Consider the following 15,960-nt stretch of genomic DNA (forward strand, 5'->3'; position numbering starts at 1 on the left):
AGTACTTATAATATCATTATATAGAAGGTTTAAAAACAATACAAAGAAGTTACAATTGAAGAAGGGCATTGGGATGGCTGACTGTACAATTATTCTTTCGGAATGAAAAGTTTAGGAAGAGACTCTCCTGGCCTTCTTACTTGCGCAGGGCCAATGCGCCTTTCCTTAGCAGCCTTTATTCTAGGTTTTATATGGGCTGTGGGTGAAATGGTAGATCGGTCCTTGTTTGTCTTGTCCGCAGCGATACTTATTTCCTCCCTTTGCATGCGGATATCCGGAAGGAAATCTCCGCTTTCAGCGTTGCCAGTATGTTGATTGGCTACTGCGGTAACTGGAGATTCGGTTGCATCTGCAGTTGTATCTGTATCCTTTAAGCCACGGTATAATTTCCACATAGCCGGTATGTTTTTGACGAGCGGTCCATATTGCTGCACTAAGGGAGCGAAAGAGTCGGCAGCCTGCAGCACCCTTTGTGTATTATTCAGCATTGTTGTTAAATTGCCGGGATTCATGATGCTTTGCAGAATCCCGCCGCTGCTGGAGGCGGCTGCTCCCTGAACGGCTGAGGCAGCGCTTCTGTTGTTGTTTCCTGGCAAGGAGAACATGGACGGAGCTGGTGCGGCTGTCTGTTTTTGGTCGGATTTCCTTAATAACTTGGAAAGAAGACCTCCCTTTTTTTCGCCTTTTCCGTTCATCTGTGGCTGCATTTGTCCATTAAAGGGTTGCTGTGGCATATTCATAGGCGGCATTTGTCTTTGCCCCATAAAAGGGTTCATTTGATTGCTGCGGCGGGAAAAGGGCTGTTGGGGACCAGGCTGTCGGGGACCATTCTGCATAAAAGGGCCGCGTTGTTGGACCATGGGCGGTTGTTGGGGGAATGATGGCGGAAAACTGTTTCTGAATTGAAAATCCATACGTGAATCCATCTGCTGCACCTCCTTTTTGAATAGTACCTCTACTGAACGCCTTGGTTTTCGATCAAGGTTACTTTTATTATCCTGAATTGTTGATATATACGCAGGCATCTTCTTATTTAGGGTATGCAAATGCCGGAAAAGAGTCCATTATATTGAAGGAAGTAATTAAAAGAATTTTCATAATGTGAATGGAATTGTTGAGTTAATGAAGTAAAGAGGGTAAGATAAGACAAGCAGTAATAGTTGAAAAATGCAGAAAACCTAAGGAGTAATTATAAATATGGCAAACCAATTCGAAAGATTTTCCTTTCATCCATATATTTTAAAAGCAATAGAAGAAAGAGGCTTCACAAAGCCGACTGACATCCAGGAACGTGTTATTAATGCAACGTTGAAAGGCACGAGCATCATAGGACAGTCCCAGACGGGCACAGGAAAAACGCATGCCTATCTTTTGCCGATCATGAACAGAATCCAAGCTGAAAGAGAAGAAGTGCAAGCAGTCATCACTGCACCGACACGGGAGCTTGCGAATCAAATCTACAAAGAAGCGCTTAAGATAGCTGAGCATTTTCCGGAGGGGCAAGAAATCAATGTCCGCTGTTTTATTGGTGGAACCGATAAACAGCGCAGCATTGATAAACTTAAGAATCAGCCCCAATTGATTATCGGTACTCCGGGACGGATTAAAGACTTGATGGAAGCAAAAGCATTGCAGGTGTTTACTGCTGATACGCTGGTGGTAGATGAGGCCGACTTGATGCTGGACATGGGCTTTATTGAAGAGGTCGATCATATAGCGGCCCGCATGTCAGAAAAATTGCAAATGCTTGTTTTTTCAGCGACCATTCCGGAAAAGCTGAAACCATTCCTGCAAAAATACATGGAAAACCCTAAATATGTGCAAGTCGACCCTAAGCATGTGACAGCGCAGAAAATCGAACATGTATTAATCCCATTGCGCCACAGAAATAAGGAAAAGACACTGTATGATGTAGTCACTGCCTATAACCCTTATTTAGCGATCATTTTTACAAATACAAAACAAACAGCTGACCATGTTGCAGATGACTTGATGAAGAAAGGCCTTCGTGTCGGCAGATTGCATGGCAATTTATCTCCGCGTGAACGACGGAAGATGATGAAACAGATCAATGAGCTCGAATTCCAATATGTAGTGGCCACTGATTTAGCGGCACGCGGCATTGATATTGAAGGAGTAAGCCATGTCATCAATTATGAGTTGCCTTCTGATTTAGATTTTTACATCCATAGAGCAGGACGCACAGCGCGGGCTGGATATTCAGGCATCGCTGCCACCATTTATGAATTGTCTGATGAGGATGCATTGAACAGATTGGAAAAAATGGGGGTTTCCTTCAGTAATAAAGATCTGCAAAATGGTGAATGGATTGAGCTTGAAGAACGCAATAGACGCCAAAACCGTAAGAAGAAAAAAGAAGATCTTGATAATAAGGCAAAGATTATTGTCAAGAAACCGAATAAAGTCAAACCTGGCTATAAAAAGCGCCAGCAGGCGGAGCTTGAGAAACACAAGAAGCGCCAACGCCGTATAGAAGCGCGAAATAAAAAATAAACGGGGGAGGAAACACTATGTTAAAAATCGGTTCACACGTATCAATGAGCGGGAAGAAGATGCTATTGGCATCGAGCGAAGAAGCCTTATCATACGGAGCTAATACCTTTATGATTTATACAGGCGCACCGCAGAACACCCGCCGGAAACCGATTGAAGACCTTAATATCGAGGCCGGATTAAAGCATATGGCAGAGAACGGAATTTCCGATATTGTCGTTCACGCACCCTATATCATCAATATAGCCAATACGATCAAACCGGAGACTTTCCAATTAGGAGTCGACTTTTTGAGAATGGAAATTGAGCGGACGGAAGCAATCGGGGCTAAACAAATTGTTCTCCACCCCGGGGCCCATGTTGGTGCGGGAGCCGATGAGGGCATTAAGAAGATAATCGAAGGGCTGAATGAGGTGCTGACGGGCGATGAAACTGTCCAGATAGCATTGGAAACGATGGCTGGAAAAGGGACTGAATGCGGCCGCAGCTTCGAAGAGTTGGCTATGATTATAAATGGGGTAACACATAACGAGCGGTTATCTGTTTGCTTCGATACTTGCCATACACATGATGCGGGATATAATGTAGCTGAAGATTTTGATAGCGTATTGAATGAATTCGATAAGATTGTAGGAATTGACCGCTTGAAGGTCCTTCATATCAATGACAGCAAAAATGTACGCGGAGCAGGGAAAGACCGTCATGAAAATATTGGATTCGGACATATCGGTTATGAAGCATTGAATAAAATTGTCCACCATCCACAATTGGAAAGTGTTCCAAAAATCTTGGAAACGCCATACGTGGGTACAGATAAGAATAATAAAAAGCCGCCGTATAAATATGAAATTGAAATGCTCAGAACCGGTATATTTGAAGAAAACCTGAAAGAAACGGTTATGAACTCGTAATGAGGGAAGAAAGACATCGCCTTTTTATGGCGATGTCTTTTTATGAATGGGCGATGGTTACCTACCTGTGAGCGACAAGAAAAGCTGCTCGATTTGTTCGGCGCGTTGCTGGCCGATAATGCCGGCAATCTGCTGAATGACCATATTACGCTGGCCGGTATGAAAAAGATTATAGTTTTTCCCTCTCAGTAAAAGGCAGACATGATCAGCTTCCTGCTTTGTCAAGGAAACGCCATACTGGCCGGCAAGCCCCATTAATTCGTTGGATTGGATTGAATTTAACTTCATGTTAATGATACTTTCTAAAAATTTCACAACATCCCTCCTCATTCTTAACATATGAGGAGGGAGCCCATTAGTGAACTGCATTTTCGTGAAGCGGATTATTAACTTTACTTCCAATTGCAAAAGGAGTATACTACAAAAAGTAAATCGTAATGATTCTTAAATTAGGTGATGGAATTGAAAGATCTTTTAATTAAAATTAATGATGTATCGTATCGATATGAAAAAGAAGCGGTACTCGAGCATATTACTATTCATATTACGAAGGGGTCTTTCTTGGCAATCGTAGGTCCGAATGGGTCAGGAAAATCCACGTTGCTGAAGCTTTTGCTCGGTTTGCTTAAACTGCAAAAAGGCAGTATTGAACTATTCGGGCAACCGATCCAGCAGTTTAAGGATTGGGATAAGATCGGCTATGTGTCGCAGAAAGCGAACAGCTTTAACAGCGGTTTTCCTGCAACTGTGTTTGAAGTCGTATTAAGCGGCTTGACCAAGAAAATCGGGCTTTTCCATTTTTCGAAAAAGAAAGACAGGGAAAAGGCAATGGAAGCTTTGCGGTCTGTTGGTATGGATGCTTATGCTAATCGGAACATCGGAGAACTGTCAGGAGGGCAACAGCAGCGTGTATTTATTGCCAGGGCGATTGTAAGCGATCCGGCTTTGCTGATTCTTGATGAGCCCACTGTTGGTGTGGATGCCAAAAATGAAAAACTGTTCTATGATATGATCGAGCAGTTGAATAAGAAGTTAGGGATTACTATGGTCCTTGTCACTCATGACCTGGAAGCAGTCAGCGATAAAGTGACCCAGGTTGCATGCTTGAATAAACATCTTCATTTCCATGGAAATACACACGAATATCAGAATTTGTCGGATGTGGAGTTATCCTGTTTTTATGGAAATGAAAAAATGAAATTTTAGTTAGATAGAAGAAAGTGGATTCGGGAGGTTTCCCATGATTACAAGTTTATTTCAATATGAGTTTTTGCAGAACGCTTTTCTTACAGGCATTATTATCGGTGCAATAGCGCCGTTATTGGGTGTTTTTGTAGTAGTAAGAAGGCAATCCTTGATTGCAGATGCATTGAGCCATGTAACACTTGCCGGGATTGCGTTCAGCTTATTTTTGGAAAAGAAGTTTTTCACCACGCTTGGCGGATTGAACCCATTATATATGGGGATGACTTTTGCTACCGTGGGGGCCCTATTTATTGAACGGCTTCGGGGCGTGTATAAACATTATCAGGATCTTGCCATTCCGATTATTATGTCGGGAGGCATTGGAATAACAGTTATTTTTATCTCGTTGGCTGACGGTTTTAATACCGATTTGTTCAGTTATCTTTTTGGTAGTGTCAGCGCCGTTTCACGAACGGATTTATATATTATTTTAGGCGTCGCTGTCATTGTTCTTTTTTGCCTATTTTTCTTATATAAAGAATTATTCCTGCTTTCATTTGATGAAGAACATGCGAAAGCCTCCGGTCTTCCGGTGAAACAGATCCATTTTATTTTTATCGTGCTGGTTGCCCTCGTAATTGCATCCAGTATGCGAATTGTCGGAGTGTTGCTTGTTTCTGCATTGATGACTCTTCCTGTAGCTGCTTCTATGAGATTTGCCCGAGGATTCAAGAACATGATTATCTATTCTGTCATTTTCGGCGAGATTTCTGTAGTGGGAGGATTATTTCTTTCCTTCTATCTAGATTTAGCGCCAGGTGGTACAATTGTTATGATTGCTATTGCCATTCTTCTGGCTGCCATCGGGTTTAAGAAAATGAAAGTGCACATAGCTTAATTTTTGTACTGGAGTTGATCATTTATGAAAGTCGATGAAGCTTTACTTCTGCTGAAGAATAGCGGATATAAATATACGGGGAAAAGAGAAGAGATGCTGCTTCTCTTTTCGAAATGCGATAAGTATCTGACTGCGAAAGACGTGCTCGAAAGCATGAAGGAAAATCATCCGGGTTTAAGCTTTGACACCATTTACCGAAACTTATCCTTATTTGCCGATTTAGGCATCCTTGAAACGACAGACCTTTCAGGTGAGAAGCATTTCCGTTTTACATGCAGTACCCATCAACACCATCATCATTTTATTTGCCTGGATTGCGGGAAAACAAAAGAATTAGAAACCTGCCCAATGGCCAATATTAATGAGGATTTACAGGCCTATGATATCTCTGGCCATAAATTTGAAGTGTACGGGCGCTGTCCAGAATGCCAAAAGTAAAAAAGCCGTGAAAAAGTGATGCACTTTTCACGGCTTTTTGCTTTTATTGTCATTGTTTGTTGCCAGCCAATCTGCTACCCATTGGTCAGCATCCCTCCAGGTCCGCACTCTTATTACACTATCAGGAATACTTGATTGATTGTAGGGAGTATCAAAAAGGAGAACAGGAATATGGCACTCCTCTGCAATGGCTACAGCGTTGTCATGCTTATCCTCGAAAAAAAGAGAAAGTTCCTGATTCTTTATGGCATTAATCTTATCGTGTGAACCAATTAATTCAATCGCATGGTACGCAATTTTATGCTGCTTGAACCAGTTTTTTGTGATATCCATTAAGTAATCATGCCTAGCTGAAATGAAGTATAGCTCGGCTTGCTCATTCCATCTGTTTAATACTTGCTGTGCCCCCTCAATAATCGGAGATTCCCGATAAATCAAGGCTTCATTTTTGGTGAACCAATCCGCTAATTGTTGGCTGTCCACCGGTACAAATGGAGACAAATCATACTCAGTAATATCAGTAAGAGTTAATTGTAGGTTAAAGTCTTTATTCAAGTACGGAATAATCGAATCAGGACGGGTGACCGTGCCATCAATATCAATTCCAAAGCGTAAATGTTTCAATAAAGTCACCTGCTTCAAAAAAATTATGTCAATCATTTCAGGGGAAAAATAGCTACCGCCATAAAGGAATAAAGGGATACGTTGAATAGCTTTTTAAACAGTATAAAAGAATATAAATTATACTAAAATAAAGGTTTTCTTTCTTGTGATTACGTCTATATAAGTAGTAAGACATTCATTATTCACTTCGTAAGCCTCCACCCACCATTATAGAATTTGGGATAAGGTTTGCTGAAGGAAAGCGGGGAACGTATCATGGAAGAACGTAAAAATGTGTATACCCAACCTGAAATGAAAGGCAACGCTGCATATAAGCCAAAGAGCAATGCCACCTATAATGCCCAAAATGAAGAAATACATGAAAAAGTAACTAAATACCGCGTTCAGGTCCGTGTAGTGGCCTATATTGCATTTGTTCTATCCATACTCTCATTTTTCATTTGGCCGTATGTGCTTGGACCGGTTAGTATTATCGCCGGCTTTATTGCCCAACGGAAAGGTGAAATCACTCTGGGAGCTTGGTCCATTTGCCTTGGTGCGCTGGCTATTGTTCTTGAAATGTTTATATTTTAGCTGTTTTAGAAAAGAGCCTTCGATGTGAAGGCTCTTTTCTTCTTTTCCTCTTCATCGCGTGAAAGGCGATTTTACGATTGTAGAGATGTTTCTCCCTTTTCTTCCGCTTCTTTTTTCGCAAAATATTCTTCAGCGATGGCATCTATTTCTTTTTTCAATTCTTCCACCATGATATCTTCAGGCACTTTCCGGACTATTTTTCCTTTGCGGAATAATAAGCCCTCTCCTCGTGCTCCTGCAATGCCGATGTCGGCCTCTCGTGCTTCTCCGGGACCGTTGACAGCGCAGCCTAAGACAGCAACCTTAATTGGCGCTTTAATGTGGGATATATATTCTTCGACTTCATTGGCGATTGAAATCAAGTCGATTTCAATACGGCCGCATGTCGGGCAAGAAATAAGTGTAGCTGCGTTAGAGGAAAGCCCGAATGATTTCAGGAGTTCTCTGGCCACTTTTACTTCCTCAACAGGATCAGCGCTTAAGGAAATCCGCAATGTATTGCCGATCCCTTTGCTCAAAATGGCCCCTAGTCCGGCAGCACTTTTTACGGTTCCTGCGAATAAAGTGCCTGATTCAGTGATTCCCAAATGCAATGGGTAGTCAAATGCACGGGCGGCTTTTTCATATGCTTCGATTGCCAAATTGACATCTGATGCTTTCATGCTCACGATGATATCGTGGAAATCCAAGTCTTCTAAAATCTTAATATGGTGCAATGCACTTTCAACCATGCCATCTGCAGTCGGATAGCCGTATTTTTCTAGGATATGGCGTTCCAAGGAACCGGCATTGACACCGATACGGATTGGAATTCCTTTTTCCTTTGCAGCGCGTACAACCGCTTCTACCTTTTCGCGGCTGCCGATGTTACCCGGGTTAATCCGGATTTTATCTGCTCCACCTTCGATAGCCTTCAAAGCAAGCTTATAATTGAAATGGATATCAACAACAAGTGGAATAGAAATTTGCCGTTTAATATCAGCAATTGCATCTGCAGCTCTGTCATCCGGACAAGCTACACGCACAATCTGGCAACCGGCCTCTTCCAAACGCTTGATCTGGGCCACAGTTGCCTCTACATCGTGCGTTTTTGTTGTAGTCATACTTTGAATGAACAACTCGTTGCTTCCCCCGATCGTCAGATTGCCGACTTTTACCGGACGGGTTTTGGTACGATGTATAATTTCACTCACGTGTTTTCTCTCCTTTAATCATGCATTCTATATAGAGTGTCTTTAATTTAGATGTTTTTAACATTCTTATTGTATCAATCATTGTGAGTTTTTGACAACATTTTGAGAATGGGCATGCTTGTTCAATCATTTGTTTAGACGCAACAGCTGTATAAATGGTTACAAATAAGCAGGAAATTTATACGTTTCACCGATTTGGAGTTTTTTCGGGGAAAGTCCGTTATTAAGTGTTTGAAAATCTTCCATAATAGTCTCAATTGGTTTAGATAAGGTACCTTCCTGGTCTTCCATTATGCTTAGGAGTGTATCGCCAGGCTGTACTTCTACTTCTACGTAAGGGATGGAGCTCTTTTCCTGTTCTGTTTGCGCCGCTGGAAGTGACATGCGGGGCAAGGTTCCTATCGTAAGGTCGTAGTAAGAGCTATACCCGAATATAAGGAGCAACACGAGAAAAATGATCCGTTTCATGACAGCGGAACCTCCTTGCCTGTCTCTATATCACATTATATGATCCTTCGGAATGAATATGCTGAAAATTGGGCATTTTTTACATTATTCAGACTAAAAATAAACGTTGTCATGTATGAATATTTACATGGGCTTCATTCTGTCTTTACATGGTTCCTCAATAATAAATAAGAGGAGGGGATGGGATGAAAGCTCTAGGTATAAAGAATTGTTTGGTGTTTTTGAGACAGCGCGAGTGGAGTTTAAAGGCCAAGGCAACTTTCGTGTTTATTTTACTTATGTTCATTTCAATCGGCATGATAGGGACTTTTTCTATAAAAGCTGCCAAATCATCTGTAGAACATTTAATGAAACAAAGGATTGAAAGGGAAGTGGATCTTTTTTACCAAGTGGCCCAAAATAATATGCTTATGAATGTCGGCAAGACGGATGACTTTTACAAAAGTATGGAAAGATTCGTTGGAAAACAAGGGGTAGCTATGCAGCAGGATGGTCTTGACAGCTCGATGTATCTGTTGGATAAAAATCATACTTTGCAACCTTTAGGTACACAACATGCAAAACCGATTGAACTAGATAAGAATGTGAAGTCTTCCATTAGTTCGATGCAGGAAGGGGTAATTCCTGCTGAATACGGTGGAATGAAATATATGGTGGGTTTTCAAAGAATTCAGGAAATGAAGGGAATCTTTGTATTGATCGTTCCTCAAGAAGATTATCTTATCTCAATTAAAGACATGAAGCAGACGATCATCGTCATGATGTTGGCTGTAGTCACTATTATGACTATTTGTTTGAGTATGTTGGTCAGGTATTATATTTCCCCTATAAGTAGATTAAGGAACCTGATGAAGGTATCGAGAAAAGGTGACTTTACCAAAATGGTGACATTTAAGGGGCGTTCAGCAGAAGTTCATTCCTTGTTGAAGAGTTATGGGCAGTTAATAATAGACTTGAAAATGCTTCTAGAAGAATTAATGCAGACCTCTTATGAATTGAATAACGGAGGAAAACAGTTGGAAAGGTCATCAGCAACTTTATTGAGGGGCAATAGAGAGCTGGTGGATGGGATGGAGCGCATACAAATAGGAGCAGAGGAAACCTCAGCCAGTTCAGCATTAAGTATACATATTTTTGAAGAATTAAAGGAAGATATACAATCTAATGCAGATGAAATACGCCAGCTATTCCAGTTATCCTCGGAGATGAGCCAAGCAGCGACAATTGGCTCTGCAAAAATGGGGTTTATGCTGCAATCTCTTGTTATCTATAAGGAAGAGATGAATGATATGTCCAGCTCTGTGGACCGAATACAGGATCATTCACATGAAATAAGCTCAGTCGTCACTATGATCAAACAAATGGCCGAGCAAACAAAACTACTGGCATTGAATGCTACGATTGAAGCTGCGAGAGGAGGAGATGCCGGAAGAGGTTTTACAGTTGTTGCCACAGAAGTAAGGAAATTGGCGGATCAGTCATCGATTGCGGCCGAGCGGATTACGAGCAATGCAGATATGGTTAGAGCATTGGCAGCAACAGTGGCCGGCCAATTTGATTCCTTGATGACCAGGATGGACGAGCACTGGCAAACGGTTACTATTTCTATACAATCGGTTGAGAGACTAACCTCATACGTGCAGTTGCTTGAGGATAAAATGAATAGCATCCAGAACCAGATACTGCAATTGCATAGCAGAGTCCCTGAAATGGAGGATATAGCGAATAAAAATGCAGCACTTTCGCAAGAAACCCAATCCTTTATAAATCTGATGTCATCAGAAACAAAAACAATGTATAGGCAGATGAACGAATATCAATCAATCGGTACTGGATTAAGCAGACTTTCAAAAAAACTGGATCATCTATTAAGCCACTATAGGTTTTAGGATGATTAAAAAAGGAGAGAGGGGATTAACCCTCTCTCCTAACAGTCAGGATGGATCCGCTGCTGGCGGTTCTGTTTTTTCCTTATTGGAAGTAACGGCTTCTGCAATCGATTGAAGGTCATTTTTGATCGCATGCTTACCCGAGTAATTATTGATTACTTCAACTAAGTCCAAACCGGTCGTTTCTTTTAATGATTCCTGCAGGTTAGTCATTAATCCCGTAACAGAGCCTGTCAATCCTTGAACTCCCTTGCCGTCGCCCGTATCGATAATTTTTATGCTGTCGACATTTCCAAGCGGAGCTGCTACTTTTTCTGCAAATAGAGGAAGGATGTTCAGGATCATTTCCAATTTTGCCGCTTCGCCATACCGTTCAAATGCTCGTGCTTTTTCTTCCTGTGCCTTTGCTTTGGCCAGCCCTATTTCACGAATGACATGCGCCTCTGCCAACCCTTTTGCTTCCTGTGCTTCAGCCTGTGATTTCCCATCTAGTTTAACACGTTCAGCATTTGCTGCCGCTTGTGTAGTGACCTCATATTGTCTTGCTTCCGCTTCGAGTTGAGCCCGCTTTTTATTCGCTTCCGCCGCCTTCTCGATTGCGTAAGCATCTGAATCGGCTTTCAAGTTAATGTCTGCTTGATATTGGCGCTGGCGTCTTTCAGATTCTTTTTCCTGCAATTCGATTTGCTTAACACGTTCAACGATGGAGATTTGCATCTCCTGTTCTTTTACCTGCTGTGCAATTTTTGCTTTTTGTAAATCGTATGCCATATCTGCTTCGGCCTTTGCACTGTCCTGCTCCCGTTTGTATGCGGACATTTTCAATTGGTTTTCTTTGCTTGCTTCCGCTACAAGTGTATCTCTTTCTAGCTCGGCACGCTTGGCTTCCTGTTCGTTTTTTGCCGTTTCAATCCGGCTTTCTTTTTGTGATTTGGATTCCGCAATTTCCGCTTCTTTTTTAACCTCTGCAATCCTGTTGCGTGATTGATACTCCAAATATTTATCGGAATCAATGTAGTCCTTTACGTTAAAAGAACGGATTTCAAAGCCAAGTTTTTTCAAGTCCGGCTCAGCCACATTTTTTACTTGGCGCGCGAATGCTTCACGGTCGCTATAAGCATCTTCAATGGTCATGCTCCCGAGAATGGAGCGCAAATGGCCGTCGAGTATGGACGTGATTTCTGCACTAATTTCATCATGGGTCTTGCCCATGAAGTTTTCAGAGGCTGTAGCCATAGCTGAAAGATCGCTTCCGACTTTGACAACAGCATTACTTACTGCTCCTAATCGTACCTTTTGCTTTGTATACACTTCACTTACCTTTACGGTTAAAGCATAAGTAGTCAATTTCATGCGCTGTGATTGTTGTATGAATGGCAGTACAAGAGTACCGCCCCCGGAAATAATTTTGATTTTCCGGCCTTCCCCCATCTGGCACACGTTTTCTCCAGAACCTAAAGCGCTTCCTGTTACGATGAGCGCCTCCTCAGATCCGACGGTGATGTAGCGTTTAATCAGGAATAATGTCAGCCCAAGTATAAGTATGATCACTCCTATTACGATATACACTGTAATACTTAACGTTCCCATGAATGCCCTCTTTTCTTCTATAATTTAGTCTTGCCCAAGCTCGTAAGGATCGTACTTCTGAACATAATAAATGGAATCTTCTACAAACATTACGAGCACTTTCTCGCCTTGCTCAATTTTGTTTTTCTTAAAGCTTCTTGCGGTACCAACGACAGAGCCGGTTGGAAGTGAAATCATTATTTCTCCGATTTCCTCAGGCGGAATCGTAAGTGTCACTTCGCCTATCTGCCCTCCCATGTCTTCAAGCCGGTAGCCTGTAGTACTTTCCATTTTGGAAAGGGGAATAAAAACAAAAATATTAAGAATGACAGTCAAAATAAGTGAAATGCCTCCGCTGATCACTAATGTGACCATTATCGGAAATGAGAATGTGCTGAATTTCTCCAGCAAATATCCGATTGCTGAAGTTACACCAATAAAACAGAGAAAAGTAGTCATATTAAAAAAATCATGGTCAAGCCCGATGGCATGGTTGAAAATATCGCCCAACAGCATATTTAGAAACAGAAAGGCAATGGTACTAATAAAAATGATAAGGAAGATGGTGCTTAGCTCCAATGTCATCACCCCCTTTAAGGTCTGCACTGCAGGAATGCAGCAAACTATGTAAAGAATTTGGAAAAGAATTACTTATATATCAAATATACACATAATTGTCCGATAAGTGTTAATTGATTTTGCATTTTATGGAGAAAAGGGAGGGCGATTGGTTGAAAAAGAGGCTGGGACATCACTCAATTGTCTCGTTTTAAAGACAAATCATCTTACATGAATAGGGGCATAAAAAAAATCCGAACTGATATGAAACTCTACTAAGAATTTCAAATCATCGTTCGGATTTTTCTTTAGCTATAATGCTTTTGCCCCTGCCTCTTTTTTTATGCTTTTTGTTTCTTTTTTGGGATGGGGATTTCTTTGATTACAAGATAAACCATTGTCAACGTCACTGCCCAATTAACGAATACACCGCCGACTACATCGGTTTTTAAGAATGACATGACCGTAAAGAATAGTGTGGGCAAAGTGGTGCAATAGGCTGTAATTCTCCAAAAATGGCGATATTCAAGCTTTGGATTATAGCTGGCAGCCAAAAGCTTCACAATTAAGGCGATCAATGATATTTCAACAAATTTAATTCCGGCTGCAAAAATGAAGCTAATAATGCCAAAAATAAACATAATCACGTATAGGAAGCTGCCCATACTGTCTAGGAAATCGACGATTTGTTTTTGATCGATCGAGAAGCCTTGGAATAGCGTGTAGGGCTGGGTTTGCATATGTCCATTCGAAACTATGACCATTTCTGATTCAAGCAATGCAAATGCATTGGTGGATTGTGCTTCCACCATTTTTGCCGTCAGGTGGCCTGTCCCGTCGAAAAACACCTTAAAATGGTCGCTTGAATGTTCAATTTGTTTTTTTTCATCGGTCTCAAGTTTACCATCTTTAATAACAAAGTAAGGCAGGTCTTCATCGACTGTTTCTTTAAAAGTTGTAACCCCATCTTTCACTGTCGATGTGGAATAAATAAAGGTAGGAATGGTTGAAAGTAGCACAAGCATAAACACATAAAGAATGGTTTTCCCGATACCTTGGAATCTGAAACGGGATATATCCTTAGGTGAATAAAGGCTTTTCCAAAATTGTTTAAAAATATTCATTGTGTCAGCACCTTGTATCAGATTTCTCCCATTTATTTTATCTTTGTTGCTTACATAATACAATTATTTTAAAGCACGCTAATTAAGAGGGAGGAAACAAACGTTGTAATCTGTTTGTAATATATTGTAGATATAAAGACCTAATGTAAAGGTATTGTAAATTTACCTCCCAACTTCTTTACATAAATGATCATCTTTTACATAATAACAAAGTCTTAGTTTGTAGAAATTTGTCGAATCTTAGTTTGAGGGGTTGAACATTAAGTGGAGTTAAATGTACAGGAAATGCTTTTTCAATTTTTGGGAGGTCTAGGGATCTTCCTATTTGGAATTAAATACATGGGTGACGGCTTGCAAAAGTCGGCTGGTGATAAGTTAAGGGATATCCTTGACCGATTCACGACAAACCCGTTCATGGGTGTATTGACGGGGATCGTAGTAACCTGTCTCATTCAAAGCAGTTCGGGTACGACTGTTATTACTGTCGGCCTAGTCAGTGCCGGATTCCTGAATCTTCGCCAGGCGATCGGCATCATTATGGGAGCCAACATTGGTACAACCATCACAGCTTTCATCATTGGTATCAAAATATCGGATTATTCGCTGCCAATCATTGCATTGGGGGCAGTATTATTGTTTTTCTTCAAAAACCGCAGAATACATAACCTGGGGCAGATTGTCTTCGGTTTTGGGGCTTTATTCTTCGGGCTTGAATTAATGGGTGATGGAATGAAACCGTTGCGAACTCTGGAATCATTCCATGATTTGACGGTCAGCATGAGTGACAATCCGATTTTAGGAGTGGCCATCGGGACTATTTTTACATTGATTGTCCAAAGTTCAAGCGCAACGATTGGTATTCTTCAGGAATTGCATTCGCAGGGCTTGATCGATATCCATGCAGCGTTGCCTGTTTTATTCGGTGATAATATCGGAACGACCATTACAGCTGTTCTTGCAGCAATCGGGGCTTCTGTTGCAGCCAAACGGGCGGCAGCCACCCATGTCTTGTTCAACTTAATAGGTGCTGCTATCTTCTTATTAATATTGCCATTCTACACAATGGCTGTTGAATCGCTGCAATCATGGCTTCATTTAAATCCGGCTATGACGATTGCATTTGCCCATGGTATTTTCAATATAAGCAATACAGTGCTTCAATTCCCGTTCATCGGCCTTCTCGCTATGGTGGTTACAAAGCTGATACCAGGGAAAGATTCGCTTATCGAGTATAAAACAAAACATCTCGACCCAATCTTTATTGAACAGTCGCCTGCAATCGCTATTGGTTCCGCGCAGGAAGAAGTAATCCGCATGGGTAAATTTGCGATTAAGGGGCTGGAAGAAACACAAGGATTCCTGAATACAAAAAATCAAAAACATGCAGATACAGCCAATCAAATCGAGGACGCTATAAATAATCTGGATGGAAAAATTACGGCTTACCTCGTTGCAGTCAGCTCTTCTTCATTGTCGCCGCATGAGTCCGAAAGACATGCGGTCCTAGTGGATACAGTCCGTGATATAGAACGGATAGGCGACCACTTTGAGAATATCCTGGAACAAATCAATGCCCAAATCAATGGGAAAGTGACTTTGACAGAAGAAGCGATGGAAGATTTGACCACGATGTTTACATTGACACGGGAAACGGTAGAAGAAGCGATTGATGCATTAGACCATAACAATAAAGAACTGGCAATCGATGTGTTAAAGAAAGAACGCAACATCGATGGCCTCGAAAAATCATTGCGGAAAAAATCGATCAGCCGTTTAAGCGAGGGCTCATGCAGTGTTAAAGGCGGCATCATTTTTGTCGATATCATCTCTAATCTAGAGAGGATAGGCGACCATGCTGTGAACATTGCTGAGACGGTGCTTGGAGACAGCAAGTATAAATATAGATAATCATCGGCGAACCTCCTTCTATAAGGAGGTTTGTTTTTTATGCAGCATAGCACTGCTCGCTTGACATCGGATTTCACATATTGGTTTTAATCAACTGGTAAAATGGTA

General features: G+C 41.3%; 16 protein-coding genes. 8 read left to right on the forward strand and 8 right to left on the reverse strand.

Annotated features, from left to right (window positions below; all coding sequences use genetic code 11):
• Positions 1-89: 89 nt before the first annotated feature.
• A complete protein-coding gene (gene vrrA / locus ABC357_RS04135) occupies positions 90-926 on the reverse strand; it encodes a VrrA/YqfQ family protein (protein ID WP_412886287.1) in 837 nt (278 codons plus the stop codon).
• Positions 927-1,197: 271 nt separating this feature from the next.
• Between vrrA and ABC357_RS04140 the strand changes: the two genes are divergently transcribed.
• Both ABC357_RS04140 and ABC357_RS04145 read left to right on the forward strand, forming a co-directional pair.
• Positions 1,198-2,514, forward strand: a complete 1,317-nt coding sequence (locus tag ABC357_RS04140; RefSeq protein WP_412886288.1) for a DEAD/DEAH box helicase — start codon at positions 1,198-1,200, stop codon at positions 2,512-2,514.
• 17 nt (positions 2,515-2,531) lie between these two features.
• Entirely contained in the window at positions 2,532-3,425 is an 894-nt protein-coding gene (locus ABC357_RS04145; RefSeq protein ID WP_412886289.1) for a deoxyribonuclease IV, read from the forward strand.
• A gap of 57 nt (positions 3,426-3,482) precedes the next feature.
• Here the strand turns inward: ABC357_RS04145 and ABC357_RS04150 are convergent, their stop codons facing one another.
• A complete protein-coding gene (locus ABC357_RS04150) occupies positions 3,483-3,740 on the reverse strand; it encodes a DUF2624 family protein (RefSeq protein ID WP_412886290.1) in 258 nt (85 codons plus the stop codon).
• Between the two features lie 141 nt (positions 3,741-3,881).
• Between ABC357_RS04150 and ABC357_RS04155 the strand changes: the two genes are divergently transcribed.
• Genes ABC357_RS04155 through ABC357_RS04165 form a run of 3 tightly spaced genes read left to right on the forward strand, consistent with a single transcriptional unit; the run spans position 3,882 to position 5,946 of the window.
• Complete coding sequence (locus ABC357_RS04155; RefSeq protein ID WP_412888566.1) at positions 3,882-4,631, forward strand: metal ABC transporter ATP-binding protein; 750 nt, start codon at positions 3,882-3,884, stop codon at positions 4,629-4,631.
• A 34-nt stretch (positions 4,632-4,665) separates the two neighbouring features.
• Positions 4,666-5,508: a metal ABC transporter permease gene (locus tag ABC357_RS04160; RefSeq protein WP_412886291.1), complete on the forward strand. Its 843-nt coding sequence runs from the start codon at positions 4,666-4,668 to the stop codon at positions 5,506-5,508.
• Positions 5,509-5,532: 24 nt separating this feature from the next.
• Entirely contained in the window at positions 5,533-5,946 is a 414-nt protein-coding gene (locus tag ABC357_RS04165; protein WP_412886292.1) for a Fur family transcriptional regulator, read from the forward strand.
• A 27-nt stretch (positions 5,947-5,973) separates the two neighbouring features.
• Here the strand turns inward: ABC357_RS04165 and ABC357_RS04170 are convergent, their stop codons facing one another.
• A complete protein-coding gene (locus ABC357_RS04170) occupies positions 5,974-6,606 on the reverse strand; it encodes a hypothetical protein (protein WP_412886293.1) in 633 nt (210 codons plus the stop codon).
• Positions 6,607-6,825: 219 nt separating this feature from the next.
• Here ABC357_RS04170 and ABC357_RS04175 point away from each other — a divergent pair, with 219 nt between their 5' ends.
• Positions 6,826-7,143 (forward strand): hypothetical protein, encoded by a 318-nt coding sequence (locus tag ABC357_RS04175; protein ID WP_412886294.1) that lies wholly within the window; start codon positions 6,826-6,828, stop codon positions 7,141-7,143.
• Between the two features lie 71 nt (positions 7,144-7,214).
• On the opposite strand, the gene ispG is transcribed toward ABC357_RS04175, so the two are convergent.
• Both ispG and ABC357_RS04185 read right to left on the reverse strand, forming a co-directional pair.
• Entirely contained in the window at positions 7,215-8,336 is a 1,122-nt protein-coding gene (gene ispG, locus ABC357_RS04180; RefSeq protein WP_412886295.1) for a flavodoxin-dependent (E)-4-hydroxy-3-methylbut-2-enyl-diphosphate synthase, read from the reverse strand.
• A 159-nt stretch (positions 8,337-8,495) separates the two neighbouring features.
• Positions 8,496-8,804, reverse strand: coding sequence for a LysM peptidoglycan-binding domain-containing protein (locus ABC357_RS04185; protein WP_412886296.1), 309 nt, complete (start codon positions 8,802-8,804; stop codon positions 8,496-8,498).
• A 185-nt stretch (positions 8,805-8,989) separates the two neighbouring features.
• Here ABC357_RS04185 and ABC357_RS04190 point away from each other — a divergent pair, with 185 nt between their 5' ends.
• Positions 8,990-10,693: a methyl-accepting chemotaxis protein gene (locus ABC357_RS04190; protein WP_412886297.1), complete on the forward strand. Its 1,704-nt coding sequence runs from the start codon at positions 8,990-8,992 to the stop codon at positions 10,691-10,693.
• Between the two features lie 45 nt (positions 10,694-10,738).
• Here the strand turns inward: ABC357_RS04190 and ABC357_RS04195 are convergent, their stop codons facing one another.
• The 3 genes from ABC357_RS04195 to ABC357_RS04205 all read right to left on the reverse strand — a co-directional run bounded on the left by ABC357_RS04195 (position 10,739) and on the right by ABC357_RS04205 (position 13,944).
• Positions 10,739-12,283 carry an SPFH domain-containing protein gene (locus ABC357_RS04195; protein WP_412886298.1) on the reverse strand — a complete coding sequence of 515 codons (1,545 nt, stop codon included), beginning with the start codon at positions 12,281-12,283 and terminating at the stop codon, positions 10,739-10,741.
• 24 nt (positions 12,284-12,307) lie between these two features.
• Complete coding sequence (locus tag ABC357_RS04200; RefSeq protein WP_412886299.1) at positions 12,308-12,841, reverse strand: NfeD family membrane protein; 534 nt, start codon at positions 12,839-12,841, stop codon at positions 12,308-12,310.
• Positions 12,842-13,161: 320 nt separating this feature from the next.
• Positions 13,162-13,944 carry a DUF1189 domain-containing protein gene (locus ABC357_RS04205; protein WP_412886300.1) on the reverse strand — a complete coding sequence of 261 codons (783 nt, stop codon included), beginning with the start codon at positions 13,942-13,944 and terminating at the stop codon, positions 13,162-13,164.
• A 264-nt stretch (positions 13,945-14,208) separates the two neighbouring features.
• On the opposite strand from ABC357_RS04205, the gene ABC357_RS04210 reads away from it, so the two are divergent.
• Complete coding sequence (locus tag ABC357_RS04210) at positions 14,209-15,852, forward strand: Na/Pi cotransporter family protein (protein WP_412886301.1); 1,644 nt, start codon at positions 14,209-14,211, stop codon at positions 15,850-15,852.
• The last annotated feature ends 108 nt before the right edge of the window (positions 15,853-15,960 follow it).

Source organism: Bacillus kalamii, assembly GCF_047238185.1.
GTDB lineage: Bacteria > Bacillota > Bacilli > Bacillales > DSM-1321 > Bacillus_AD.